This is a genomic window from Niallia sp. XMNu-256, from assembly GCF_036670015.1.
Taxonomy (GTDB): Bacteria; Bacillota; Bacilli; order Bacillales; family Cytobacillaceae; genus Bacillus_BD.
In genome coordinates this window covers 861,917-886,073 of the sequence record NZ_CP137636.1, presented here as the reverse complement: position 1 = coordinate 886,073, position 24,157 = coordinate 861,917, and the positions used below count along the sequence as shown (strand labels likewise).

Annotated in this window: 27 protein-coding genes and 1 riboswitch; of the genes, 13 read left to right on the top strand and 14 right to left on the bottom strand. The window is 36.8% G+C overall.

Annotation, left to right across the window (positions count from 1 at the left end; translation table 11 throughout):
* Nucleotides 1-35 precede the first annotated feature (35 nt).
* Together R4Z10_RS04540 and R4Z10_RS04535 are read left to right on the top strand one after the other, a co-directional pair.
* Nucleotides 36-992, top strand: a complete 957-nt coding sequence (locus tag R4Z10_RS04540; RefSeq protein ID WP_338472020.1) for a TIGR01212 family radical SAM protein — start codon at nucleotides 36-38, stop codon at nucleotides 990-992.
* A complete protein-coding gene (locus R4Z10_RS04535; protein WP_338472019.1) occupies nucleotides 989-1,564 on the top strand; it encodes a class I SAM-dependent methyltransferase in 576 nt (191 codons plus the stop codon). Before R4Z10_RS04540 ends, R4Z10_RS04535 begins: the two co-directional genes overlap by 4 nt.
* Here the strand turns inward: R4Z10_RS04535 and R4Z10_RS04530 are convergent.
* Both R4Z10_RS04530 and R4Z10_RS04525 read right to left on the bottom strand, forming a co-directional pair.
* Nucleotides 1,561-2,676, bottom strand: a complete 1,116-nt coding sequence (locus tag R4Z10_RS04530; RefSeq protein WP_338472018.1) for a tetraprenyl-beta-curcumene synthase family protein — start codon at nucleotides 2,674-2,676, stop codon at nucleotides 1,561-1,563. The genes R4Z10_RS04535 and R4Z10_RS04530 overlap by 4 nt on opposite strands.
* Nucleotides 2,677-2,689: 13 nt before the next feature.
* On the bottom strand, nucleotides 2,690-3,493 hold the full coding sequence (locus R4Z10_RS04525; RefSeq protein WP_338472017.1) for an alpha/beta hydrolase: 804 nt from the start codon (nucleotides 3,491-3,493) through the stop codon (nucleotides 2,690-2,692).
* Nucleotides 3,494-3,641: 148 nt separating this feature from the next.
* Here R4Z10_RS04525 and R4Z10_RS04520 point away from each other — a divergent pair, with 148 nt between their 5' ends.
* Nucleotides 3,642-4,151, top strand: a complete 510-nt coding sequence (locus R4Z10_RS04520) for a gamma carbonic anhydrase family protein (protein ID WP_338472016.1) — start codon at nucleotides 3,642-3,644, stop codon at nucleotides 4,149-4,151.
* A 317-nt stretch (nucleotides 4,152-4,468) separates the two neighbouring features.
* Here the strand turns inward: R4Z10_RS04520 and metK are convergent, their stop codons facing one another.
* Complete coding sequence (gene metK / locus R4Z10_RS04515; RefSeq protein WP_338472015.1) at nucleotides 4,469-5,665, bottom strand: methionine adenosyltransferase; 1,197 nt, start codon at nucleotides 5,663-5,665, stop codon at nucleotides 4,469-4,471.
* 167 nt (nucleotides 5,666-5,832) lie between these two features.
* Nucleotides 5,833-5,974: riboswitch (SAM riboswitch) on the bottom strand.
* A gap of 213 nt (nucleotides 5,975-6,187) precedes the next feature.
* Here metK and pckA point away from each other — a divergent pair.
* Nucleotides 6,188-7,774 (top strand): phosphoenolpyruvate carboxykinase (ATP), encoded by a 1,587-nt coding sequence (gene pckA, locus R4Z10_RS04510; protein ID WP_338472014.1) that lies wholly within the window; start codon nucleotides 6,188-6,190, stop codon nucleotides 7,772-7,774.
* 86 nt (nucleotides 7,775-7,860) lie between these two features.
* Here pckA and R4Z10_RS04505 read toward each other — a convergent pair whose 3' ends face one another.
* The 3 genes from R4Z10_RS04505 to map all read right to left on the bottom strand — a co-directional run bounded on the left by R4Z10_RS04505 (nucleotide 7,861) and on the right by map (nucleotide 9,748).
* Nucleotides 7,861-8,088: a DUF2584 domain-containing protein gene (locus tag R4Z10_RS04505; RefSeq protein WP_338472013.1), complete on the bottom strand. Its 228-nt coding sequence runs from the start codon at nucleotides 8,086-8,088 to the stop codon at nucleotides 7,861-7,863.
* A gap of 36 nt (nucleotides 8,089-8,124) precedes the next feature.
* Nucleotides 8,125-8,907: a prolyl oligopeptidase family serine peptidase gene (locus R4Z10_RS04500; protein ID WP_338472012.1), complete on the bottom strand. Its 783-nt coding sequence runs from the start codon at nucleotides 8,905-8,907 to the stop codon at nucleotides 8,125-8,127.
* Between the two features lie 97 nt (nucleotides 8,908-9,004).
* On the bottom strand, nucleotides 9,005-9,748 hold the full coding sequence (map, locus tag R4Z10_RS04495) for a type I methionyl aminopeptidase (protein WP_338472011.1): 744 nt from the start codon (nucleotides 9,746-9,748) through the stop codon (nucleotides 9,005-9,007).
* Between the two features lie 214 nt (nucleotides 9,749-9,962).
* On the opposite strand from map, the gene R4Z10_RS04490 reads away from it, so the two are divergent.
* From R4Z10_RS04490 to R4Z10_RS04475, 4 genes are all read left to right on the top strand, one after another.
* Nucleotides 9,963-10,952 carry a CAP domain-containing protein gene (locus R4Z10_RS04490; RefSeq protein WP_338472010.1) on the top strand — a complete coding sequence of 330 codons (990 nt, stop codon included), beginning with the start codon at nucleotides 9,963-9,965 and terminating at the stop codon, nucleotides 10,950-10,952.
* Between the two features lie 152 nt (nucleotides 10,953-11,104).
* Nucleotides 11,105-12,112 (top strand): ABC transporter substrate-binding protein, encoded by a 1,008-nt coding sequence (locus R4Z10_RS04485; RefSeq protein WP_338472009.1) that lies wholly within the window; start codon nucleotides 11,105-11,107, stop codon nucleotides 12,110-12,112.
* 38 nt (nucleotides 12,113-12,150) lie between these two features.
* On the top strand, nucleotides 12,151-12,924 hold the full coding sequence (locus R4Z10_RS04480; protein WP_338472008.1) for an ABC transporter ATP-binding protein: 774 nt from the start codon (nucleotides 12,151-12,153) through the stop codon (nucleotides 12,922-12,924).
* On the top strand, nucleotides 12,908-13,717 hold the full coding sequence (locus tag R4Z10_RS04475) for an ABC transporter permease (RefSeq protein ID WP_338472007.1): 810 nt from the start codon (nucleotides 12,908-12,910) through the stop codon (nucleotides 13,715-13,717). The genes R4Z10_RS04480 and R4Z10_RS04475 overlap by 17 nt, the downstream gene beginning before the upstream one ends.
* A gap of 21 nt (nucleotides 13,718-13,738) precedes the next feature.
* Here R4Z10_RS04475 and ytkD read toward each other — a convergent pair whose 3' ends face one another.
* A complete protein-coding gene (gene ytkD, locus R4Z10_RS04470; protein ID WP_338472006.1) occupies nucleotides 13,739-14,209 on the bottom strand; it encodes an RNA deprotection pyrophosphohydrolase in 471 nt (156 codons plus the stop codon).
* 50 nt (nucleotides 14,210-14,259) lie between these two features.
* A complete protein-coding gene (locus R4Z10_RS04465; protein WP_338472005.1) occupies nucleotides 14,260-14,577 on the bottom strand; it encodes a hydrolase in 318 nt (105 codons plus the stop codon).
* Nucleotides 14,578-14,982: 405 nt separating this feature from the next.
* Between R4Z10_RS04465 and R4Z10_RS04460 the strand changes: the two genes are divergently transcribed.
* Nucleotides 14,983-15,240: a DUF6154 family protein gene (locus R4Z10_RS04460; RefSeq protein WP_338472004.1), complete on the top strand. Its 258-nt coding sequence runs from the start codon at nucleotides 14,983-14,985 to the stop codon at nucleotides 15,238-15,240.
* Between the two features lie 124 nt (nucleotides 15,241-15,364).
* On the opposite strand, the gene R4Z10_RS04455 is transcribed toward R4Z10_RS04460, so the two are convergent.
* Complete coding sequence (locus R4Z10_RS04455) at nucleotides 15,365-15,802, bottom strand: DNA starvation/stationary phase protection protein (protein WP_338472003.1); 438 nt, start codon at nucleotides 15,800-15,802, stop codon at nucleotides 15,365-15,367.
* 211 nt (nucleotides 15,803-16,013) lie between these two features.
* On the opposite strand from R4Z10_RS04455, the gene ytzI reads away from it, so the two are divergent.
* Genes ytzI through yidD form a run of 3 tightly spaced genes read left to right on the top strand, consistent with a single transcriptional unit; the run spans nucleotide 16,014 to nucleotide 17,932 of the window.
* Nucleotides 16,014-16,166 (top strand): YtzI protein, encoded by a 153-nt coding sequence (gene ytzI / locus R4Z10_RS04450; RefSeq protein WP_338472002.1) that lies wholly within the window; start codon nucleotides 16,014-16,016, stop codon nucleotides 16,164-16,166.
* Nucleotides 16,166-17,635, top strand: a complete 1,470-nt coding sequence (gene cls / locus R4Z10_RS04445; protein ID WP_338472001.1) for a cardiolipin synthase — start codon at nucleotides 16,166-16,168, stop codon at nucleotides 17,633-17,635. The genes ytzI and cls overlap by 1 nt, the downstream gene beginning before the upstream one ends.
* A 42-nt stretch (nucleotides 17,636-17,677) precedes the next feature.
* The gene (gene yidD, locus R4Z10_RS04440; protein ID WP_338472000.1) at nucleotides 17,678-17,932 is read left to right on the top strand and encodes a membrane protein insertion efficiency factor YidD; all 255 of its coding nucleotides are present in this window, start codon (nucleotides 17,678-17,680) and stop codon (nucleotides 17,930-17,932) included.
* 53 nt (nucleotides 17,933-17,985) lie between these two features.
* Here yidD and R4Z10_RS04435 read toward each other — a convergent pair whose 3' ends face one another.
* Nucleotides 17,986-18,552, bottom strand: coding sequence for a carbonic anhydrase (locus R4Z10_RS04435; RefSeq protein ID WP_338471999.1), 567 nt, complete (start codon nucleotides 18,550-18,552; stop codon nucleotides 17,986-17,988).
* A gap of 205 nt (nucleotides 18,553-18,757) precedes the next feature.
* On the opposite strand from R4Z10_RS04435, the gene R4Z10_RS04430 reads away from it, so the two are divergent.
* The gene (locus R4Z10_RS04430) at nucleotides 18,758-19,717 is read left to right on the top strand and encodes a zinc ABC transporter substrate-binding protein (RefSeq protein ID WP_338471998.1); all 960 of its coding nucleotides are present in this window, start codon (nucleotides 18,758-18,760) and stop codon (nucleotides 19,715-19,717) included.
* Between the two features lie 83 nt (nucleotides 19,718-19,800).
* On the opposite strand, the gene R4Z10_RS04425 is transcribed toward R4Z10_RS04430, so the two are convergent.
* The 4 genes from R4Z10_RS04425 to R4Z10_RS04410 all read right to left on the bottom strand — a co-directional run bounded on the left by R4Z10_RS04425 (nucleotide 19,801) and on the right by R4Z10_RS04410 (nucleotide 23,978).
* Nucleotides 19,801-20,373, bottom strand: coding sequence for a PepSY domain-containing protein (locus tag R4Z10_RS04425; protein ID WP_338471997.1), 573 nt, complete (start codon nucleotides 20,371-20,373; stop codon nucleotides 19,801-19,803).
* A 68-nt stretch (nucleotides 20,374-20,441) separates the two neighbouring features.
* A complete protein-coding gene (locus R4Z10_RS04420) occupies nucleotides 20,442-21,797 on the bottom strand; it encodes a HAMP domain-containing sensor histidine kinase (protein ID WP_338471996.1) in 1,356 nt (451 codons plus the stop codon).
* Nucleotides 21,794-22,492 (bottom strand): response regulator transcription factor, encoded by a 699-nt coding sequence (locus R4Z10_RS04415; RefSeq protein WP_338471995.1) that lies wholly within the window; start codon nucleotides 22,490-22,492, stop codon nucleotides 21,794-21,796. The genes R4Z10_RS04420 and R4Z10_RS04415 overlap by 4 nt, the downstream gene beginning before the upstream one ends.
* Before the next feature lie 25 nt (nucleotides 22,493-22,517).
* Entirely contained in the window at nucleotides 22,518-23,978 is a 1,461-nt protein-coding gene (locus R4Z10_RS04410) for an o-succinylbenzoate--CoA ligase (RefSeq protein ID WP_338471994.1), read from the bottom strand.
* Between the last annotated feature and the right edge of the window lie 179 nt (nucleotides 23,979-24,157).

Here is a 24,157-nt window from a genome sequence, read left to right as displayed (position 1 = left end):
TGATTAGATTCTTGAGTAAAAAAGAGGTTGGTAAGATGAAGCAACAGAATTCTTTTCCATATGCGTTTGATCATAAACGTTATCATACATTAAATTATCATTTAAAAGAAACCTTTGGACATAAAGTATTTAAGGTAAGTTTAGATGGTGGGTTTGATTGCCCTAATCGGGATGGTACAGTTGCACATGGTGGATGTACCTTCTGTAGTGCTGCCGGTTCAGGAGATTTCGCGGGAGACCGCGGCGATAACCTTGTACAGCAGTTCTATGAAATAAAAGATAAAATGCACACAAAGTGGAAGGATGGAAAGTACTTAGCTTATTTCCAGGCCTTCACTAATACCCATGCACCTGTTAGTGAACTACGACAAAAATTCGAATCTGTGATCAATCTTGACGGTGTTGTCGGTCTGTCGATTGCGACTAGACCTGATTGTTTACCAGACGATGTTGTAGAATATTTAGCAGAGCTTCATGAACGGACTTATTTATGGGTAGAGCTCGGGTTACAGACAGTCCATGAGAAAACCGCTCATTTGATTAATCGGGCCCATGACTTTCAAACCTATATCGAGGGTGTAGAAAAGCTTCGTAAACATGGCATTCGAGTATGTTCTCATATCATTAACGGTCTCCCACTTGAAACAACCGAAATGATGATGGAAACGGCTAAAGAAGTCGCAAAGCTCGATGTTCAAGGCATAAAGATCCATCTTCTCCATTTATTAAAAGGCACACCGATGGTAAAGCAATATGAAAAAGGGATGCTCCAATTCTTATCCTTTGAAGATTATGTACACTTAGTTTGCGATCAATTAGAAATATTACCCCCGGAAATGATTGTTCACCGGATTACTGGGGACGGACCAATTGACTTGATGATTGGACCGATGTGGAGTGTAAATAAATGGGAAGTCCTTAATGCGATTGACCAGGAATTGGAGCGTAGAAATAGCTGGCAAGGTAAACTTTGGGATGGGGTAAAAGTATGAAAGTAAAACAAATTCTTCCTTTTGCGAGGAACTTATTAGAAGCAGCATGTTCACCCGGGGATATTGTTGTAGATGGAACACTGGGGAATGGCCACGATACTGAATTTTTGGCTCGTCTAGTTGGTCCAAATGGACATGTATATGGATTCGATATTCAGGAACAAGCCATTGTAAATACCGAAGACAGATTGATAGAACAGGGATTAACCTCAATGGTTACATTATTTCAACATGGCCATGAAAAGGTAAAGGAGAGCATCCCAACGCACTTACACGGCAAAGTTACAGGTGCTATTTTTAACCTTGGTTATTTACCAGGTGGAGATAAATCGATTGTAACAAAGCCATTAACAACAATATCTGCCATAGATCAGCTTCTTAACATCATGGCCGTCGAAGGGATTATTGTTTTAGTCATTTATCACGGTCATCCCGAGGGGGTCATAGAGCGGGATGCCATCATCAAACATGTTAAATCCATTGACCAAAAGTTAGCTTATGTTATTCAATATGGTTTTATTAATCAAAATAACCATCCCCCATTCATTATTGCCATTGAAAAAAGAGATTAGCCTACGTATCGGGCTGATCTCTTTTTTTCTTTACTCTCTTGTAATCCGATATTGAACGACTTCACTTTTCGATATAGAAAAGCATTTACATAGAAAAAGTAACAAATCGGCCCACCATTTCGCATTAAACTTTTCGCTAACTTGCGAACATCTTTTTGTTCTCTCACCTTTTCATCTGATAAATAAAGGCCTAGAAGACCTCGATTAATTAGCTGGTGAAATCGTTTATAAGGTAAATTTTTTGTATATAAATCCGATTGCTTCATAAAATGTTTTAAACGAGTAAACAATACATCTTTATTTTCAAAATAAGAGCAAAAATTCAAATCACCGAACATTTTATCCTCTTCTTGATCAATAAAATAATCCAATAAGATATGAAGTCCCTGTATGTATGGAAAGTAACCATTACGAATATGTTGGACATCCTGCACCTTATATTGTTTATTCATTGAATAGGAAATAAGGCAAAAAATACCAAGTGTAGAACCTGAACAGGCGGAAAACTCATACCACTCCATATTCGGGATGGACTGTTTATGCTCATGAAACCATCGAGTTAATCTTGGAACCCTCTCATTAGGATTGACATGTTTATGAATTTGCAGATCACAATAATAATGACATAGTTCGAGTAATTCTTTATTAAACGTTCGATAATTTGGATTCCTCTTTAACACGTCCCGGCAAGTGGAAACTAAATCAACTAAATAATTTCCATCGTTTTTTTCTTGTCTAAACCGGTAATAGTCGCTAATCTCACCATCAATCGTCAGTGCATCAGTCATTGCTTCATGCAAGGCTGAAAAGTCTTTGACATCTAAAGAAGTACTCCGATCACATAAATTATCCAAATAATCACTGATCGTTTGATAAGCAACAATAAAACGCATCGCTTCTTTATATTTATCATTGGCAAGGAGGGACATAATTGCTCCACCTTCACAATGAAAGGTTTTATGTCTTATGCTGGCAAGTGCCTGGTTCCTTAATTCGGAGTTGGGAATAGCTTCTGCTCTTTTCTTCCAGTAAGATAGCTCTTTATTTACATTAGGAAAAATGTGACGATATGTTTTTAACATTAATGTAATCGGCATGGTTGGAACAGTCATAACGATCCCTCTCTTATACAATATAACCAATTGACTTCAATTGACTGTTGAAAAAGTCTTTGGCATATTCAAATACTTCTTCCCGTTCTGGTTCATTAAAGATTTCATGATAACATTTAGGCCATTCTTTAAATCGCTTCTCAGACAATGGAACAATATTAAACCAATGTTTGACGGCATTTTTATTGACAATTTTATCCTCTCCGCCTTGCATTACTAGGAAAGGAATATCTTGAATTTGTCCGATTTGTTCAAAAGAAAGTTTAATATTATCCATTAGCTCCCGATACCATCTAATCGATACTTTTGTCACATATAAGGTGTCATTTAAATCAGCATCGCGAACATCATCATTTCTTGTTGCCATTTCAACTGTCACACCAGAGTTGAGTCTTATAGTCGGCATGATCATATTTAATGGCATCGATAATAGGTCCAATAATTTTGACGGTCTTTGTAATAAACCCAAACAAGGTGACGATAAGATTACCCCAGCTAAGTTCAACTTTTCTTCTTCTAATAAACGGATCGCGATTAACCCACCCATGCTATGTCCGATTAAAAAAACAGGTAATTCAAATTGGTACGCTGTCTGAATCCAATCCTTTACTTCATAGATATACTCATCAAAAGAATCAATATGGCCTCTGCTTGATCTTGTTGTCATTCCCTGACCGGGAAGATCACCCATGATGACATGAAAACCGGATAAACGCCACATTTCGATTAACCAGCCATAACGACGATGATGTTCAAAAGCGCCGTGTACAATAACAACAACCGCTTTAGCTTCACCTTCCGCTTCCCACTTCCACATTGTTTCTTCCTCCATCTTAAAACAAAATTGATTAAATGATTGTACATCTATTATGTCCTAAAAACATATCTTTTGACAAATATATCCTTACATTACATGGTAAAATATATATTAAAGTTCAGACTTTTTAAAATAAGGAGCGTGTATTATGATTTATCCATACAACGGAATTACCCCAAAAATTTCCTCGACAGCATTTATAGCTGATTTTGTTACGGTTACTGGTGATGTTGAAATTGGGGAGGAATCATCCATCTGGTTTAATACCGTAATCCGTGGAGACGTTGCCCCTACTAGAATCGGGAATAAGGTAAACATCCAAGATAACTCCGTTTTACATCAAAGCCCTCAAAACCCCCTTATTATTAAAGATGGAGTTTCTGTAGGCCATGGAGTCATTCTTCATAGTTGTGTGATTAACGAAAATGCCCTTATCGGGATGGGGTCCATTATTCTTGATGGAGCTGAAATTGGTGAGGGTGCATTCATTGGAGCAGGTAGTCTCGTACCACAAGGTAAAAAAATCCCTCCAGCAACTTTAGCTTATGGAAGGCCTGCAAAAGTCATTCGTAAACTCACACAAGAAGATATTGCTGATATGGACCGAATTAGAAGAGAATATGTTGAAAAAGGCCTCTATTATAAATCATTACAATAAAGTGAAACTTCCATCAGTGGGGGTTTTCTTTCATCCCCCACTGATGGTTGGTCACGTAGAGCCTGATTGATTTATCTAAGGGCTGAAGCCCAAAGATAAATCTTATTTCACCAATCGGAGCTTTACGGGCAGTTGATCCCCCACCTATCTTCTTTTATTTGTAATCAGAATATTGAGGTGGGGGTCTTACTGCCCGTTAAGCCTGACAAAAATAAGTTTATAATCTTAGTATCTTCTATTTATCTAACTGCATCCAAGATCCATGAAAAAAAGGGGCGTGCTTATCATACAGCACACCCCTTTTCTACTACCAATTACTATACCCCTGCTTGTTCACGCAGTAGGTTTACTTTATCTGTACGCTCCCATGGTAAATCAACATCTGTACGGCCAAAATGTCCATAGGCAGCTGTCTGTTTATAAATCGGACGGCGTAAATCTAACATTTTAATAATTCCCGCAGGACGTAGATCAAAATGTTTATTGACTAGATCAACTAAGACATCCTCGCTCACTGTTCCTGTTTCAAAAGTATCGATCGAGATCGATACTGGACGAGCTACACCTATTGCGTAGGCAAGTTGCACTTCTACTTTATCAGCCAACCCTGCAGCAACAATATTTTTAGCAACATAACGAGCTGCATATGCGGCTGAACGATCAACTTTTGTAGGATCTTTTCCAGAAAAAGCACCTCCGCCATGACGTGCATAACCGCCATACGTGTCAACAATAATCTTTCTGCCTGTTAGTCCGGCGTCTCCTTGAGGCCCACCAATCACAAATCTTCCCGTTGGATTAATAAAGTATTTTGTTTGCTCATCGATCAATCCGTTTGGAACTACTGGTTTTATAACAAACTCTTTTAAATCACGTTGGATTTGTTCAAGACCAATTTCAGGATCATGCTGAGTTGAAATAACGATCGTATCAATACGAACAGGTTGATTATTTTCGTCATACTCAACAGTTACTTGTGTTTTTCCATCGGGACGAAGGTAGGGTAATATTTCTTCTTTTCTAACTTCAGTTAGACGTCGTGCAAGCTTATGAGATAGAGAAATCGGCAGAGGCATTAACTCTTTTGTTTCATTACACGCAAATCCAAACATTAAACCTTGGTCACCGGCACCGATTGCATCAATTTCTTCTTCCGTCATGCTTCCTTCACGGGCTTCCAATGCTTTATCAACCCCCATTGCGATATCTGGTGATTGTTCATCAATGGAAGTTAGGACGGCACATGTTTCAGAGTCAAAACCATATTTGGCTCTTGTATAGCCAATATCCTTTATCGTTTGACGAACAATTTTGGGTATATCAACATAGGTTGAGGTAGTAATTTCCCCAGCAACTAAAACTAATCCAGTGTTCACAGAAGTTTCGGCAGCAACACGCGCATTGGGGTCCTGGGCAATAATAGCATCTAAAATAGAATCCGAGATTTGATCACAAATTTTATCAGGATGACCTTCCGTTACTGACTCCGAAGTAAACAAACGTCGTTTAGACAATCTAATTTCCTCCTTATATAGGCTAAAGGCTATTTGATACGGAACTCATACTTCCTAAGTAGTATGGAAAAATTATGGGTTTATAATTCACTCGTTGCATTTCTATACAAAATAAAAAAACCTTTTCAATAAGTGAAAAGGTTGAAGTAAATAATTCTCGCCCTTCACTCTTATCGTTCAAGGAAGATTTCCTTGCAGCAGATTAGCACCTTTACTTTTCTAACGAGAATTAGCTAAGCAATTTCACGTATAGATAAGCAGGTTGCTGGGTTTCATAGGGTCTGTCCCTCCACCAGCTCAGGATAAGAGAGTATCCGTTCAACTTAACATGTTATCGTACTGATGAGATTGTGTCAATGAGCTTATCCATTTTCATGAAAGAAAGGAGGGTTAACATATCCCATATAGAAGAAAAAATCTTTTTCACTAGTATAGATTATTGAAATAATTGTGATATACTATTTTTATAATAAAGATCACTCTGAATAATCTAAATATTATATAAAGGAAGGTATCGACCCGATGAGTTTTGTAAGCATTGAACATGAAATTACACAATTTCTAAAGGGCAAAAACATTCATATTCAACTATCTGTTCCGCAGCTTGTTGAAAAAGTATTATCTCGGAATGAAGGTAAGTTAACATCAACAGGAGCCATTATGGCAACAACAGGAAAATACACAGGGAGATCCCCAAAAGATAAATATATTGTTAAAGAGGAATCTGTAAAGGACAAAATTGACTGGGGCACTATTAATCAACCGATTTCGAAGGAAGTATTTACGAACCTTTACAATAAGGTTTTAGACTATTTAAAAGAAAAAGAAGAAATCTTTGTTTTCAGAGGATTTGCCGGAGCCGATAAAAATAATCGCCTTCCAATTCAAGTTATTAATGAATTTGCCTGGCATAACCTATTTGCACACCAGCTGTTTATCCGCCCTTCTGAAGAAGAGTTGGCTGGACATCAGGCTGGTTTTACAGTCATTTCAGCCCCTAACTTCAAGGCTGATCCAGTCATTGATGGGACCCAATCAGAAACATTCATTATTATATCCTTTGAGCAGAGAACGGTATTGATTGGCGGAACGGAGTATGCCGGTGAAATCAAAAAATCAATTTTCTCCGTTATGAACTATTTATTACCTGAAAATGAGATCCTACCCATGCATTGTTCTGCAAATGTTGGCAGTGAAGGAGATGTTGCCCTTTTCTTCGGTTTATCAGGTACCGGAAAGACTACCTTATCAACAGATCCGAACAGAAAATTAATTGGTGACGATGAACACGGCTGGACGAACAATGGAGTGTTTAATATTGAAGGCGGTTGCTATGCAAAATGTATTAATCTTTCTCGTGAAAAAGAACCACAAATTTTTGATGCAATTCGTTTTGGGTCTGTACTCGAGAATGTGGTACTTAACGAAGAGTCAAGAATCGCTGATTATGACAACGGATCTTTAACAGAAAATACCCGTGCTGCGTATTCCTTACACGCGATTGATAATATTGTTGATCCGAGTGTCGCCGGTCACCCAAATACAATCGTTTTCCTAACAGCAGATGCATTTGGCGTATTGCCTCCGATTTCAAAATTAACAAAAGAACAAGCGATGTATCATTTCTTAAGCGGATATACTTCTAAACTTGCAGGAACAGAACGAGGAGTTACTTCTCCAGAAGCCACTTTTTCCACGTGCTTTGGAGCACCATTCTTACCACTCCCTGCAACACGTTACGCTGAAATGCTAGGAGAAAAAATTAGTCAGCATAACGCTAATGTATTCCTAGTAAATACAGGCTGGACGGGCGGCGTATATGGTGTTGGAAACCGTATGAAATTAAGCTATACTCGTGCGATGATTCAAGCTGCACTTGAAGGTGAACTGTCAAATGTCGAAACGAAAAAAGACGAAATTTTCGGTCTAGATATTCCTTTGCACGTCCCTGGTGTACCAGATCAAGTGCTACAGCCTAATCTTACATGGAATGACCAAGCGCAATATGAAGAAAAAGCAAAAGAATTGGCACAAAAGTTCCGTACCAATTTTGAAAAATTCACCCATGTTGCATCAGAAATCATTGAAAAAGGCGGTCCAATTGCCTAATTAGATGCTTAAACAAATAAATGTGTCAAAATATTTAATTAAAGCCGTAATGTACCTCTGCATTACGGCTTTAATATTGTTGAACATTAGCGTATTAATTGATAAGTAATGGTTGTTATATTATTCTCCCATACAACCTTTTTAATCATTGCTTTTGCGCTTTTTTCACTGTCTATTGTTTTTTTTATTTCGATTGGTATATCAAGTGGATATAACCGATAATCCTGTTTTTTCAATACATACTCATTATCTCCAACTTTATCTTCTTTTCCTTTTGTGACGATCATCGTATTTAGTTCTAATGGCATCCCCATAATAGCCCTCCTTAAAATTTAAAGGTAACTTTGCTTTCATCTATCTCTTTGCTTTTTCATCCAAGCGCCTAAATCTGAAACGATTTTCCGATTCATAACAGGAGGAAAAAAGTGAGTAAATTCATCAAAATACCAGGTTTCCACACTTTTATTTAATTCAATTAATCTTTTTTCTAATCGGTAAGCATGTTCTACTGAAACATTTATATCCTTTCTCCCATGAATAATTAAGACAGGTACCTCTAAGTGTTCTAATTCGTATAAAGGAGTACGGATTTCATACTGTTCGGGAACCTTTGTTGGAGTCCCGCCAATTACTCTTTTCATCATTCTCCTTAAGTCTTTCCGTTCTTCATAAGTTAAGCTCATATCACTAACACCAGCCCAAGAAACCACCGAAGCAGCTTCCGCATACTGGATTGCTGTTAATAGAGCCATCACTCCGCCGCGAGAAAACCCAAAAACATGAACTTTTTTCACTCGATCCATTGACGACAATAATTCAAAACCCGCAAACGCATCCTCACGGTCTTCACCAGCAAAATCTTCATTTCCCTCTCCACCTCGATTTCCCCGATAAAAAGGAGCAAAGACAATAAAACCTTCTGAAGCAAATTGAACAATTCTGCTTGGTCTGACCATACCGACATTTTTAATTCCACCTCTTAAATACAAAAAGCCATCATAAACGTGATCATCTTTCGGCTCAGCTAAAAGTCCTTTTACCTTTAATCCATTTACGTCATACGTCACAATTGATAGCTCAATCCCCGGATGGGGTGAGGGAAATTTTTGTTTATTTATTATTGTGCTGTTCATATGTTCACCTATTCATTTATGTTGTTTAATCTATTATATCTGATAGTAACTATTAACAAAAATCCCAACGTTTACACGAAGGGATTTTGTTAATGTTTTACTGTGTAATTATCAGTGGACCATTTTTGGTTACAATGATGGTGTGTTCAATTTGTGCAACGAAGCTTTTATCTTCTGTTGCGTATGTCCAACCATCACTTTTTTGGTATACCTCTTCTGCACCCGTTGAAATAAAGGGTTCAAAGGCAATCACTTGACCTTCTTTTAATAATTCTTTATCCCATGAATCATAATAATTCAAAATATGGTCAGGTGCTTCATGTAAAGCACGGCCTACGCCATGTCCAGTTAAATTCATGATGACCGTAAGACCGTTTGCCCTTGCCGTTTGATAAACAGCCTTACCAATAGCATTTTTTCGTCCACCGACTTTAAACTTCGTTAAACCTGCTTCAAATGCCTTTTTAGCAACATCACAAATTTTATAAAGGACTTGATCGCCATTTCCAACGACAAAAGATAGACCTGTATCAGCAAAGTACCCATTTTTTGATCCAGACACATCGATATTGACTAAATCGCCTTCTTGAATCACACGATTACCTGGAATTCCATGGGCAACTTCTTCATTAACACTAATACAAGTAAATCCCGGGAAGTCGTACTCCCCTTTTGGACCTGAGATAGCTCCATATTTTTCAAATAGTGTTCCAGCAAAATCATCTAATTCCTTAGTGGTTACACCCGGCTTTGTTATTTTAATCATTTCATCCCGGATCGTACCCATGATTTTTCCAACTTCTTGCAAGCTTTTTAAATCTTCTTCTGTTTTAACAATCACCCAATTACCCTTCTTTCTTGAAAATGTAGATATACATTCCGTGCTTATTGACATTTTCTAATTTTACCATATTTCCTTCTATAGACCAATCGATTTTAAATTAGATACATTCTTTAAATATGTACTCCCAAATTAAACGGTTATTCCCATCAATACTTTTGCAGGATTACTGCAAAAATATAGAGGTATCCACATTAAAAAGGAGGTAATACCATTGATAAAAAGAAATTTAGGGGTTTTAATTGCACCTATTCTTGTGCTAGGACTGGCCGCTTGTAATAATGGAAATGACAATGCAGCAATGGACGTCCAAAATGGAAATGGAAACAACACGATAAATCGCAACAACGGCGATGACAGTTATTTAAATAGAGTAAATTACCGTACAAACCAAACAGGTAACACAGGAAATAACAACAATAATCGCTTAAATGTATTGGATCGTGAAGGAATTTTTGCTGACGATCATGATGATAATTTAATCGACCATCGTGGACCGTTAACAGAGAATTATAGGAATCGAAAAGGCGGAAATGAGTACAATTCCAATTCAGCGAACAATCGGAATGGCTCTATTTCCACAGCCGTTTATACATCAAAATCAAGCAACAACTTTCCTCATACAAAAGCGATTCGAACCCAGGATGCAAGATACAGATATGCTCCTGCCGATGAAAATCAAGAGAATCGATTCAACAGGTATCGCCAAAATCAAGATCGTTATGGCTATAGGCAGCGGAGACAAACAGAACAGGAACCAGTTACACAACCGAATCAAAACAACCAGCAACAAACAGATATAAATCAAAATCAAGTTTCAGGCAATATAAGTCAATATGCAAGACAAGTTGTTGATTTAACCAATGACCAGCGTCGCCGAAATGGAGTCCCTGATTTACAAATCGATACAAGATTAAGCAATGTCGCTCAAACAAAATCCAATGATATGCAACAAAACGGTTATTTCTCACATACAAGTCCAACTTACGGATCTCCTTTTGACATGATGAGAGACTTTGGCGTGACTTACCGTGCAGCCGGGGAAAATATCGCCCAAGGTCAAAGAACCCCACAAGATGTGGTAAATGCCTGGATGAATAGTGAAGGACACCGTCGTAATATTTTAAATCGTAACTTCACACATATCGGGGTCGGATACGAACCGAGTGGCAATCATTGGACACAGATGTTTATCGGAAAATAACTTGAATCATACAGCCCATCCTCAATTAATATGTTGATGGGCTGTTTATGTTTTATTTCCTATCATAGGTAGGCATTCACACATTTTTCCCTTTTTTCATACAATAATCTAGGCTTATTAAATTAGGTTAACTTTAAGGGAGGGCCTTAGATTTGAAAAGGTGGAAGAAGATCTTATTCCCATTCATTGTTTTTGTTTTAATGGTTGGATTAGCTGCTTGTAATTTTGGCAGTTCTGGAAATTCAGATTTAGAAAAGGTTCGTGTAGCTGAAGTAACCCGCTCTGTTTTTTATGCTCCATTATATGTAGCCGTTGAACAAGGCTTTTTTGAAGATGAAGGGCTGGACGTTCAAGTAACAACGGTTTGGGGTGGAGATAAAACCATGACAGCACTTATTTCTGGTGGAGCAGATATTGCTCTCGTTGGTTCCGAAACTTCAATTTACGTATCGGCTCAAGGCTCAACCGACCCCATCATTAACTTCGCACAACTTACACAAACAGATGGAACTTTTCTCGTCTCAAGAGAAAAAATTGAAGATTTCAGTTGGGATATGTTGATAGACAGTGACTTTCTTGGTCAAAGAAAAGGCGGCATGCCGCAAATGGTTGGTGAGTTTGTCCTAAAACAACATGACATCAACCCCCATACTGATTTAAATTTAATTCAAAATATTGACTTTGCAAACATCGCTAATGCGTATATCTCAGGGACAGGCGATTTTGTTCAATTATTCGAACCACAAGCAAGCATGTTTGAAAAAGAAGGCAGAGGCTATATTGTCGCATCCTTTGGCACTGAGTCAGGGCATGTTCCATATACAACATTTATGACAAAGGATAGCTATTTAACAAAAAATGATGAGACAGTTGAAAAATTTACTCGTGCAATTTATAAAGCGCAACAATGGGTGTATGAAAATAGCTCCGCTGATACCGCTAAATTGATTAAAAACTACTTCACAGACACAGACTTAGACATTATTGAATCCTCAATTGAACGATATAAAAATCAAGAATCCTTTGCGACAAATCCAATCCTAGATGAAGATGAGTGGGAAAACCTACAAAACATTATGAATGAAGCAGGTGAACTCCCAAAGCGCGTTGATTATGATGAGCTGGTCAACACGGAGTTTGCTAAAAAAGTAATGGAGTAATGCCGTCTTTTCAGCAGATTCTTCAAGGAGGGCAAATCATGGGATTTTTAAAAATTAAAGATGTCGGTCATACTTATTTTACGAAAAAACAAGCAACAACTGCCCTCTCTAATATTTCCCTTATGATTGAGGAAGGTGAGTTTATCTCCTTTCTCGGTCCAAGTGGATGCGGAAAAACAACCTTGCTTTCAATCATTGCAGGCTTACTGCGACCAACAGAGGGGGTTGTTACATTAGAGGGTAAGTCAATTGATACGAAGAAAAATGATATTGGTTATATGCTTCAACAGGATTATTTGTTTCCGTGGAAAACAATTGAGGAAAATGTTTTACTTGGTTTAAAAATCAGCAACCAATTAGATCAAGATAAAAAACAACAGACTCTCAAGCTTCTTAATAAAATGGGGTTACATGACGTCGAAAATCAATATCCTAAACAACTTTCTGGCGGGATGAGACAGCGTGTTGCCTTAGTAAGAACTTTAGCGACCCAACCGAAATTATTAATGCTTGATGAGCCCTTTTCTGCGCTCGATTTTCAAACGAAACTTCGTCTAGAAGACCTTGTATCGGAAACTTTAAAGGCTTTTAATAAAACAGCTATTTTAGTTACTCATGATATTGGCGAAGCGATAGCAATGAGTGATCGTATCTTTCTATTCTCTGCCCGCCCAGGTCAAATCCATAAGGCCTTTCTAGTTCCCGAAGAATTGCGCAACCTCCCTCCATTTCATGCTCGTAATCACGAACAATACCAACAATTATTTCAAATCATTTGGAAGGAGTTGGAGTCCCTTGAAAACGCAGACTAAAATCGAACAACTTCATAAAAATTATATTTCTTCACTAAAAAGAGAAAAACGCTGGGTCCGTTTTTACCAAATGATCATTTTTTTCGTGTTCTTTAGCGGCTGGGAGATTGCTAGTAAAATGCAATGGATTGATCCACTGATTTTTAGTTCTCCATCTAAAGTTTGGGATTTGTTTATGACAAAAATCCAAGATGGCTCTCTCATACTAGACTCTAGTGTCACACTAGGCGAAACCATTTTTGGATTTCTGTTGGGAACCATTCTTGGAACAATCCTTGCAGCAATTCTTTGGTGGTCGCCTAGGCTATCTAAAGTTTTGGATCCTTATTTAGTTGTATTAAATGCAATGCCAAAGATTGCACTAGGACCGATCCTTATTGTGGCACTAGGACCAAACTTCACATCTATAATGGCAATGGGAGCTTTAATTTCTATCATTATTACAACGATCGTTGTCTATACATCGTTCCGAGAGGTTGATCCCAATTATATTAAAGTTCTTCGTACATTTGGGGCGACCCGGACTCAATCATTTAAGGAAGCGATTTTACCAGCCTCCTTTCCAACAATTATCTCAACCCTAAAAGTAAATGTTGGATTATCCTGGGTTGGTGTCATTGTTGGTGAGTTCCTAGTCTCATCTCGTGGACTTGGCTATATGATTATTTACGGATTCCAAGTGTTTAATTTTTCTCTTGTCTTCCTCGCTCTGTTTGTGATAGCAATATTAGCAACGATTATGTATCAACTTGTTGATTTATTAGAAAAGAGACTGATTAAAAATTCCCTATAAATATTCTATTCAAAGCGGCTGTTAGCCGTTTTTTTCTTGAATTTTATTGATTACCTTTTCAATCACCTTGTCCTTCATAATAAAGCTATAGGAATCCTGCATGCGAAGAGTAAGAAGATCCCCACTCACAAGTACTGGTCCATTGGTTTCGAAATAATTTGTTTTTGGCTCGAGCTTTTCTACTTCACCTATAAAAATCGCTTTTACGAAGGAACCCTTTTCATCTGATACTTTATATTCGCCAATAAATTCTAAGCTATTTAAACTAGCTCCTGTCTCTTCGTTGACTTCCCTTTTTGCCGCTTCCTCGAGTGTCTCTCCTGCTTCCCTCTTACCGCCTGGAAACTCATAGCCTCTTTCTTTATGTTTCGTTAATAGCCATTGATCATAGAATCTACAGATAACTAGTACATGTTCTACCTCTTTAGAAAATGCATCTCTTACAAACGATAATTGAACCGTACACCCATTTACATCTTCAAACGTTTCCATCCAAACACCTCACTTATTCTATTATAGATGGAAGTTAAGTGGTCAAGCAATTACTTATTCTTTAGTATATTCATACTGTCAATGAGTTGCTTTGTTTCTTCATCTCCGCGTTGATAAATAAATTCATAAATTTGTTGAAGTGCCTCGTCTTGCCGATCATTGACTTCATCATAGTGATATTCACGAAATGGAATATGGGCCCTTAAAAAGTTAGGAAAATCTCCTGCTTCATTTTCATCAAAGTATTGTCTTAGCGTTTGGATTTCATTAGGTGTTGCTTCGATTTGGAAATTCCAAGGAGAGTCAAACAGACTTTGACTAATTTCACCAGATGAGATGTTAATATAATACGTTTTTTTCCCTTCCATAATCTTCGTCCTTTCACTATATGATAAGGATTAGTTTACCCTTTCATGTTACAATTCATAAATAAACATTTTTTTCATAATATCGGGTAATGATAAAGTGAAACTTCCATCAGTGAGGGGGGGTTCTTCTCCCTCACTAATGGTTAGTTCAGAGAACCTGATTGATTTATTTAAGGGAGAAAGTCAAGTTAATCTAATTTCACCAATTTGAACCTCTCAGCATGTTGAAATATCGAGGTTCTTAAACAACAAACTTTGAAGAACCTGAAGAAACCTTCACTCCTTTTTGACAATCACTAAAATAAATATAGAAACGGAATTCTTCCCAATGAATTAAGCCGTATTCTCCGCTTTTTGTCGTAAAAATCGCTGCGTAGATATATACTATAGATAGGGGTGATAAAAATGAAGCTAGTGGATGAACTGTTTGAATTGTATCGTGATAAATTAACAGGCGATGAAGAGGACATTGATATGTTAGCGTTTGCATTTCTTGAAGAAATGACTCGCGAGGATTTATTAAGATTAATCCAGGAAATGGACGAACAAGAGCTTTACACATTAATGGGGTTATATCTGATTGAAAGTTTAAAAGGCAAATTTGCAAAAGAGGATTATGGGCAACGACCAAGTCCTATTTTAAATCAACGGAATATTCATTAAGTAGTATACATATCAACCATCATTTATTAGACTGCCTATAACTAAGGCAGTCCTCCTTATGTTTTTTCTAAGGACAAAAAAAAAAGGATGCTTTGGCTTCAAACAGCTTAAGCATCCATAAATTTTAGCCTAAATAAGCATTTAACATCCATACATGTTTTTGCAACCCACCGATTACCCCTAATAGCATATCACTTGTACCTTCATCATTTGCCTTTTCAGCCAATTCCATCGCTGACTGACATTCACCAATAATCGTTTGAAAATCAGTAATGGTTTCACGGACCATATCTTCTTCTGATTCATTCCCTTTAGCTTCCTTAATAGAAGAAATCTCAAGGCATTCCTTTAAAGTTGAAACCGGGTTCCCACTAATTGTTAAAATTCTCTCTGCCAGCTCATCAATATGCTCATTGGCCTCATCATATAGCTCTTCAAACTTTTCATGCAATGTAAAAAAGTGATTGCCTTTTACATACCAATGAAAATGATGCAATTTAGTATAAAGAACCATCCAGTTTGCTACTTGTTTATTCACAGCACCAATTAATTCTTGATTCATTTCATCAACCTCCCTTCTATAAGATGCCCAGTATAAATAGAAACATCCTTACCACAATCAACCTTTTATAAAGGGAAGCTGCCATCAGTGGAAATCTCACTGTCCGTTAAGCCTGATAAAGTTGATAAAGAAATTTTATTTGAAATCATGTATTATGAGTATTTTAAGGGGAAACTTTTCTTCAACATGTTAAAATATAAAAAAGGAGGGAGTGTCCTTGTTTACAACTATTTTAATTATTTCAGGCATTATTTTCGCTATTGTACTTTTTTTATGTGTGATCACAACATCCAAGGCCTATCAATTCAAACATACCGTTGATCCATTGCCCAAAGAAAAAAAACAGAAACATGAGGAATCATAATGACAGACATTTTCCATAATGTTGATCTTTTAACGCTTTTAGGTACTTTAATATTAATTTTAAATATGATTTTTGCAACCATTGTAATCTTTTTAGAAAAGAGAAATGCTGGATCCACTTGGGCCTGGCTCTTGGTGCTATATTTCATTCCGATTTTAGGATTTATTTTATATTTAATTTTAGGAAAAAAACTACCAAAAGGGCATCTATTCCAATGGGAAGACCGAAAAAAAATTGGCATTGAAGAAATAATTTCAGAGCAATTGGACCATTTCCACTCCCAGCGGTTTACACCCCCAAATGAATTATTTCAAGACTATAAAGGCCTTATTTATATGCTTTTAGATAATAATGATGCAATTTTAACAACCAATAATCAGATTCAAATTTTTACCGATGGAAATAAAAAATTTCGTTCTCTTTTTGAGGATATTAAAAACGCTAACAATACCATTCACTTGCAATATTATATTTTTAAAAATGACAATTTAGGTGGGCAATTGATACAACTTTTAACTGAAAAGGCTAAGCAAGGTGTAAAAGTGAGAATCCTCTACGATGACTTAGGTTCCCGTGGTACACGAAAAAAACACTTTCGAAGCTTAATCGCTGCTGGTGGTGAAGTAGAGGCGTTTTTTCCTTCAAGCTTTCCGCTTATTAATTTTCGAATTAATTACCGCAACCATCGGAAGTTAGTCATTATTGATGGGAAAGTTGGCTATGTTGGAGGATTTAATGTCGGTGATGAATATTTAGGATTGAATAAAAGATTCGGCTATTGGCGGGATACCCATCTGAGAATGGTTGGAAACTCTGTTCATGCCATCCAGACAAGATTTATTCTAGACTGGAATCAAGCTTCCGAAAGTAACGATATCGCTTACTCTCCAAATCTATTTCCAAGTATTCAATCCCAGGGACAGACGAGTATGCAAATAGTTACAAGCGGACCTGATTCAGAATGGGAACATATTAAATACGGCTATATTAAAATGATTTCCTATGCGCGTGAATCCATTCTAATTCAAACGCCTTACTTTATTCCCGATGCCAGCCTTCTAGACTCCTTACGAATTGCTAGTTTAACAGGCAAGGATGTCCGGATCATGATTCCGAATAAGCCAGACCATCCTTTTGTTTATTGGGCTACCTATTTTTATATTGGCGAAATGCTCAAAGCAGGAGCGAAGGCTTATATTTATGATAATGGATTTATCCACGCGAAAACAATAATTATTGATGGAAAATTAGCTTCTGTCGGAACAGCTAATATTGATGTTAGAAGCTTCAAATTAAATTTTGAAGTAAATGCATTTCTTTACGATGAAGAAATAGCTTCCTCATTGACAGAAAGCTTTAACAAAGACATTGTTGTGTCAACAGAATTAACACTTGAGGAATATGAGCAACGTTCGTTAAAAATTCGTTTTAAAGAATCAATCTCAAGATTGCTGTCACCTATTTTATAATATTGCTCTCTAAGCAAATTTCTGAAAAAGAAGGAATCTTTTATGTTTAGATCCATTTTTATTGGTCTTATTCGGTTTTATCAAACCTTTATATCCCCCTTAAAGCCGCCAACCTGTCGATTTTATCCAACTTGTTCTCATTATGGAATAGAATCCGTAAAACGTTTTGGCGCTTTTAAAGGTGGCTATTTAACAATTAAGCGAATATTAAAATGCAATCCTTTACATCCAGGTGGAATTGATAAAGTACCAGAAAGTTGGCCTGGTTTGATTGGAAAAGATAATCATCATTCATAATCAAAAAATAGAGAGGCGCAAAACAAAGTTTTGTCTTCGCACTCTCTATTTTTTTATTTACTTTCATAACCGTTGACGACTAAATCTAATTTTCCTGTTGCTGGATCAATCACTAATCCATGTACAGGAACATCAGTAGGTAATAAAGGATGATTCTTAATCACATCAACACTGTGTGCTACACTATCTTCTACCTTACTAAAACCTTTTAACCAATTTTGAAAATCGATTCCAGAGTACTCTAATGTATCTAATGTTTCCTGGGTTACACCCCTTTGCTTCATATGCCCAATCATTTCATCAGCTTTTAGTCCACCCATTCCGCAGTCATGATGCCCGATTACAAGTACTTCTTCTGCTTGTAATTGATATAAGGCTACTAAAATACTTCTCATGACACTTCCAAATGGATGGGCAATGAGTGCACCCGCATTTTTAACTAATTTAATATCCCCGTTACGTGCATTTAACGCACGTGGCAATAACTCAACTAAACGGGTATCCATACAGGTTAAAATAACCATCTTTTTATTTGGAAGTTTGTCTGTTGCATACTTTTCATATTTTTTCTCGGCAACAAATTCCTCGTTAAACGCTAATACTTCATCTAAAATTCTCATGTTGGCACCGTCTCCTAAGTAAATTTCTTATATAATACTAGTTTTTTTTGCATCTTGCAATTATGAAGTATTTTTTGTATGATTACTTAGGTATAATCGTAATGATTGCGAATTAACATAATTTAATAAAAAAAACAGACAATAATAATTATACAAGGTAAATCGTAATGAATTCGATTTACAAGGGGATGAAAGGAGAAAAACAATGAAAAAGCTATTTTTATTAATATGCCTATTATTACCCATTAGCACAATTCTGGCTGCATGTGGGGAAGAAAACAAACATGCTGATACTCTAACAAATGACGAAAATAAATTAACTGTATATACAACAGTTTATCCATTACAATACTTTACAGAAGAAATAGGCGGAGACGCTATATATGTTGAAACGATTTATCCACCAGGTTCAGATGAACACACCTTTGATCCCTCTCAAAAAGATATGATGGCCTTAGCTGACTCAGATTTATTTTTCTATGTAGGACTCGGCCTAGAAGGTTTTGTCGAGAAAGCAAAGGACACTTTTAAAGGTGAAGATGTGACAATGGTTTCTACTGGTGACAAATTATTAACAACGGAAGCTTTTGCTCAGCAGCCTGATGAAGGGCATTCTAAAAAAGAAACCGGTCATAGTCATGGGGATGTTGATCCTCATATTTGGATCGATCCGTTATATGCAAAGGAAATGGCCCTTTCTATTAAAGAGGCACTAATCGCCAAGTTACCCGAAAAAGAAGAGGAATTCACGAAAAATTATGAGGCATTGGCAGAAAAGCTTGATGTGTTAAATGACCAATTTACTGAAGTAATCGATAAAGCGAAAAATAAAGAAATCATTGTCTCACATGCCGCATACGGTTATTGGGAATCCCGATATGGCTTGGAACAAATTAGCGTATCAGGGTTAACTACTTCAAGTGAACCTTCACAAAAAGACCTTGAAAACATTATTAAAACTGCAAAAAAACTTGGGCTAAATTATATCTTTTTCGAACAAAATGTTAGTTCAAAAATAACTGAAATTGTTCAGAATGAAATTGGAGCAGAGCCACTTGTTCTTCATAATTTATCAACTCGAACATCAGAAGATATTAAAAACAACCGTGATTACTTTTCGATTATGGAAGATAATTTAAAGGCTTTAGATAAGGGGCTTCAATGATATCAAACTAAGGGCTTAATTTAATAAAAAGGGTGCCAAACTAAACTGTGTTTGGTCACCCTTTTTTGTTTAATAGATTAAAATTATTCATCATCATCGTCTTCGTCCCATGTTAAAGATTGAACCTCGCCTGTAATCCCATTTATTTCAACTGTTGCTTCCCTGCCATCATTTACTTCCACATCTACTAAAAAATATGTGATTCCATTTATATTCTCGACATCGATATCATCAACCTCACCAGGAACTTCCTTGAGTGCAATCTCAGCAGCCTTTTCTTCTGTTAACCTACTTTGTACCTCTTCAACCGGTGCTTCTTCTTCAGTACCTTGCTGTTGACTTGGAGTCGGCTCAACATTCTTTTCTGCTTCCTTTTCCTTTAATCGCTTTAGAGAAGAAACCTCTCCTGTCTCAGCGTTGATTTGTAGCTCATATAAGCCAGTAATACGCTCTAACTGGATAACATAGTGATCAGCCTCTTGTTTAATTTCTTGAACGAGACCCGAATAACGCTGCTGAGCAATCTCCTTTGCTTCTTGTGCAGTTAATTCCCTAGCGGAGGGATTTCCCGGTGTAAACACTTTTGTGAGTAATATAAAAAGGAAAAGAACAACAAAGATACCGGCTCCTATTGATATCCAAACTTTTGTTTTCATGTAATCCCACCTTGTTTTTTTCTAATTATGCATGATAAAGATGAGAATTTGCTGAGAATCTTCTCTTTTTAATTTAAGGGTGACAATTCAATCGTTACGGTCGTGCCGATTCCTTCTACACTCTCTAAAAACATGTTTGCAGACATAGCCTCTGCAATTTCTTTTGCTAACGATAATCCTAGGCCGGATCCGCCCATCTTTCGACTCCTGGCTTTATCTACTCGATAAAAACGATCAAATATTTTTGGTAAATCTTGCTTTGGAATCCCAATGCCCCGATCAATGATTTTGACAAACGGTTTATCACTTTTTATTCCGACCTCAACTGTAATCACATCATCACTGTATTTCCTAGCGTTATCTAATATAATAAAAGTTAGCTGCTTTAACTTTTGGTCGTCTGCTAGTGTTTCAATTTTTCCTTCAAACACTTTGAAATCAATATTCCGATGGTAGGCATTTTCAAAGACCTTAATGGTTTGTTGTACATGAGTTCCTAGGTCTATTTTTTGTAATTTTATATTCCATTCCTCTTCATGTTTTGCCAATAGTAACAGTTGTTCAATCATATCCTTCATTCGTATTGCTTCAGAATGGATCGCCTCAACCGATTCATCAAATAGTTGTGGTTCTTTCATCCCCCGCCGCTTCAATAAACTTGAATAACTCTCAATAATTGTTAATGGAGTTCTTAGTTCATGTGAAGCATTGGAAACAAATTGCTCCTGTTTTTCAAAGTTCGTTTCTAGGAGATCAATCATATGATTGAATGTCTCTCCCATTTTATTCAGTTCATCCTTTGATTCATCATTCAATTGTATCCGCTTAAAATGACCACTCTTTCGAATGTCCGTCATTGTTTCAATTAAAGAGGTAATCGGTCTAGTAATTACCCTGCTTAACAACCGACTAGAAATAAGAACAGGAATCATTACGATTATGGTTACAATGAACAATACAAGTCGTAAGGTGGCAAGATCATCTACGGCTCTTTGAATACTTTTTATTATTTGTAGATTAGCTACTTCACCATCTGCCAAAATAACCGGGAGGGAAACAAATGAATATTGTTTCCCTTGAAATTCAATCTTATCAGCTATCTCATTTGAAAAGTACTGAGCAGCCTTTGTACTTAGATTTTTCTCTGAAGGTGATGTTACAGGGGGCAACGGCTTCCCATTCTCTTTAACAATTTGAATCATTCCATCTACAGGGAGATATGCACGAAGAAGAGTATCTATAGATATTTGTCCTAACGATTCATTAAACCCCTCAGCTATTTTTTCAGTTTCCGCTTTCGATTCACTAATTTCACGATCAACAATCAAATGACTGAAGACAAAATAAATCGCAATGTTACTGATGATGAATAACCCAATAAATAAAAAGCTTGTTGAAAAATTAATTTTATTTCGGAGCTTCATTTCCCTTCCCTCATTACATAACCTACACCGCGAACCGTGTGAATAAGTGGTTCCGCTCCAGGTTGATCAATTTTCTTGCGGATATAGCGTATATATACATCCACAACATTGGTGTCTCCATAATAGTCATAGCCCCAAACGTTCTCGATAATTTGTTCACGGTTTAAAACAAGTGATTTATTTTTTAATAAGTAAACTAATAAATCAAACTCACGAGGTGTCAGTTCAATATCTTCGTGCCCTCTAGTAACTTGGCGTGTTTGTTCATTTACTTGCAAATCAGCCAAACAAAGGGTCTCCCGCTCCTCAGACTGGACGGATAATTGCGGTTTCATACGTAGTGCTACCCTAATCCGAGCAAGTAATTCTTCAATTTGAAATGGCTTTGTAATATAATCATTTGCTCCTAAATCAAGTCCTGATACTTTATCTTCAACAGAGCTCTTAGCCGTCAATAAAATAACAGGTGTATATTCATCTTGTCCTCGAATCCGTCGCAACAATTCAATTCCACTAATTCCTGGAAGCATGACATCTAGTAGAATTAAATCCCATTTCTGGCTTTGATAGATTTGGAGAGCCTCTAACCCATCGGCTGCTTTTCCGACCTCGTACCCTTCGTATTCAAGTTCTAACTCTAACAAGCGCAATATCTTTTCTTCATCTTCAACAACTAAGATGGATTGTTTAGTCACCTATATTCCTCCCCTTTCATACCGGTTATTTCAATTTAGTTCGTAATTCTCTCCGTAAAATTTTCTTTGAGGCATTACGGGGAATTTCATTAATAAAATAGAAATGATGAGGTATTTTAAACTTAGCAAGTTTTTCCATACAGAATTTTGTAATTTCTTCTTTTGATACTGGATAGTTTTTTACGATAAAGGCAACAGGGACTTGTCCCCATTCTTCATCTCTAATCCCAATAACACCGGCATCTTCAATATGAGGATGAGAGGTTAGTATCCCTTCAATCTCTGCTGGATAAATATTTTCTCCCCCCGATATAATTAAATCTGAACGCCGATCAAGAACAAATAAAAAACCTTCTTCGTCTACATAACCAATATCCCCGGTATGAAGCCAACCATTTTCAAGTTGGTTTTCTTTGTTTAAATATCCAACTGTAACATTTGGACCTTTCACTATGATTTCACCTGCCACACCTGTAGGAGTCTCTTCACCATTTTCCCTTACAATTTTAATTTGTGAAGGAAAAAGCGGCTTTCCAGCAGAACCTAACTTTCGTAAACTATCCTCAGGGGCAAGCGTAACAATTTGCGATGATGTTTCCGTCATCCCATACGTTTGAAAAACGGGAATCCCTTTTTCTACACAACGATTAAGGAGAGATTGAGACGCTGGTCCACCTCCGAGAAGCATACAGCGTACATAGTCAGGCACCGAATCCTCTTTAAGACCATCAAGTATCCGATTTAAAGTTGTACTGACAACCGACATAATCGTAACATGCTCCTTATGAAAAGCCTCCATCACCTGTTGGACATCAAACCTTTCGTGAAGCACAATTTTCATCCCATAAATAATCGATTTCATTAGAATCGAATATCCACTAATATGAAAAAGCGGCACAGTTAATAACCAGCAATCATTTTCATGAAGACCAAGATTCAATGCTGAACCTGTTGCACTCCACCAATGATTCCCATAAGTTTGCATAACCCCTTTTGGATGACCAGTTGTACCAGAAGTGTACATAATTGTACATATATCATCTAAATCGATTTCTTCTTTTACAATTGGCTCTATGTACGTGCCTTGGAATAAAATTTCCTTCGTGATTATTTTAATATTTGGGCGCTCACCTTTCATCCTTTCGATTTTATCATCGAAATATTCCTCACTAATTAAGAAAATAGAATTAGAGTCGGTGAGTTGCCAATTTATTTCTTCTGATGATAATCGGTTATTTAAAATAACAGCCCGAACACCTAGTAATTGTAACGCTAGAAGAATCACTGCAGAATCAAGATGATTTCGCAGTAACAATCCGGCATATTGTTTGTCCGTAACACCCTTTGCTGCTAATTTTCCCGCAGTATCTAGGGAACGCTCGTATAATTTCTTAAATGAAATTGTTTCATCATTAAATATAATTGCTGGCCGGTTTGGCGTTAAATAAGCCCGCTTAATTAACCAATTTTGCATAATTTGTCCCATTTTTTCACCCCGAATATGAAATTTCTCGCCAGAGGTTTTTTAATTAATTCAGCCAAGAGATGTACCACATTGTTTTCGTAACCATTCGTTCATTTTACCACTTATAAAAGGGAAAAAACTATCTTAGTTAAGTAAAAAAAACACAGCCTGATGGAGAACCACCAAGCTGATTTTTATTA

Bases quoted from the DNA above. Each gene is read 5' to 3' on its own strand.
- R4Z10_RS04425 (WP_338471997.1), bottom strand. From the start codon at position 20,373: ATGAAAACAAAAGTTTGGATATCAATAGGAGCCGGTATCTTTGTTGTT.
- R4Z10_RS04455 (WP_338472003.1), bottom strand. From the start codon at position 15,802: ATGAATCAAGAATTAATTGGTGCTGTGAATAAACAAGTAGCAAACTGG.
- R4Z10_RS04430 (WP_338471998.1), top strand. From the start codon at position 18,758: ATGAAAAAGCTATTTTTATTAATATGCCTATTATTACCCATTAGCACA.
- cls (WP_338472001.1), top strand. From the start codon at position 16,166: ATGACAGACATTTTCCATAATGTTGATCTTTTAACGCTTTTAGGTACT.
- yidD (WP_338472000.1), top strand. From the start codon at position 17,678: ATGTTTAGATCCATTTTTATTGGTCTTATTCGGTTTTATCAAACCTTT.
- ytkD (WP_338472006.1), bottom strand. From the start codon at position 14,209: ATGGAAACGTTTGAAGATGTAAATGGGTGTACGGTTCAATTATCGTTT.
- R4Z10_RS04500 (WP_338472012.1), bottom strand. From the start codon at position 8,907: ATGAACAGCACAATAATAAATAAACAAAAATTTCCCTCACCCCATCCG.
- R4Z10_RS04465 (WP_338472005.1), bottom strand. From the start codon at position 14,577: ATGGAAGGGAAAAAAACGTATTATATTAACATCTCATCTGGTGAAATT.
- R4Z10_RS04535 (WP_338472019.1), top strand. From the start codon at position 989: ATGAAAGTAAAACAAATTCTTCCTTTTGCGAGGAACTTATTAGAAGCA.
- R4Z10_RS04420 (WP_338471996.1), bottom strand. From the start codon at position 21,797: ATGAAGCTCCGAAATAAAATTAATTTTTCAACAAGCTTTTTATTTATT.
- R4Z10_RS04460 (WP_338472004.1), top strand. From the start codon at position 14,983: ATGAAGCTAGTGGATGAACTGTTTGAATTGTATCGTGATAAATTAACA.
- R4Z10_RS04505 (WP_338472013.1), bottom strand. From the start codon at position 8,088: ATGGGGATGCCATTAGAACTAAATACGATGATCGTCACAAAAGGAAAA.
- R4Z10_RS04525 (WP_338472017.1), bottom strand. From the start codon at position 3,493: ATGTGGAAGTGGGAAGCGGAAGGTGAAGCTAAAGCGGTTGTTGTTATT.
- pckA (WP_338472014.1), top strand. From the start codon at position 6,188: ATGAGTTTTGTAAGCATTGAACATGAAATTACACAATTTCTAAAGGGC.
- R4Z10_RS04530 (WP_338472018.1), bottom strand. From the start codon at position 2,676: ATGACTGTTCCAACCATGCCGATTACATTAATGTTAAAAACATATCGT.
- R4Z10_RS04480 (WP_338472008.1), top strand. From the start codon at position 12,151: ATGGGATTTTTAAAAATTAAAGATGTCGGTCATACTTATTTTACGAAA.
- R4Z10_RS04520 (WP_338472016.1), top strand. From the start codon at position 3,642: ATGATTTATCCATACAACGGAATTACCCCAAAAATTTCCTCGACAGCA.
- R4Z10_RS04435 (WP_338471999.1), bottom strand. From the start codon at position 18,552: ATGAGAATTTTAGATGAAGTATTAGCGTTTAACGAGGAATTTGTTGCC.
- R4Z10_RS04540 (WP_338472020.1), top strand. From the start codon at position 36: ATGAAGCAACAGAATTCTTTTCCATATGCGTTTGATCATAAACGTTAT.
- R4Z10_RS04410 (WP_338471994.1), bottom strand. From the start codon at position 23,978: ATGGGACAAATTATGCAAAATTGGTTAATTAAGCGGGCTTATTTAACG.